At 34.8% G+C, this 330-nt stretch carries 1 protein-coding gene; it reads left to right on the forward strand.

Annotated features, from left to right (window positions below; genetic code table 11):
* Positions 1-132: 132 nt before the first annotated feature.
* A partial coding sequence (locus tag CWB76_RS19440; RefSeq protein WP_171039673.1) for a deoxyribodipyrimidine photo-lyase occupies positions 133-330 on the forward strand: 198 nt, incomplete at its 3' end.

The raw sequence follows: 330 nt of genomic DNA on the forward strand, positions 1-330 counted from the left end.
TGCTGTTTTGCATTAAATCTAAAAACATTATTTCTCACTTTTAAGTTAAAAACTAAACCCTAGTACTAGACAATACGTACTTATAAATTGGATCTTCATTAATACTACACCGTTAGCAAATAGTTTAATTTCATGCGCCAAAAAATAAACATTGTCTGGTTTAAACGCGATTTACGTTTAAGCGATCATCAACCGCTTAAACATGCGTTTAGCAATGGGCTTCCAACATTATTGCTGTACAACTTTGAGCCGCTGTTACTCGAAGATGCTCATTATAACGAGCGACATTGGCGCTTTGTGTATCAGTCGCTATGTGATTTAAACCAACAA

The organism is Pseudoalteromonas sp. S1609 (assembly GCF_005887255.1).
Classification (GTDB): domain Bacteria; phylum Pseudomonadota; class Gammaproteobacteria; order Enterobacterales; family Alteromonadaceae; genus Pseudoalteromonas.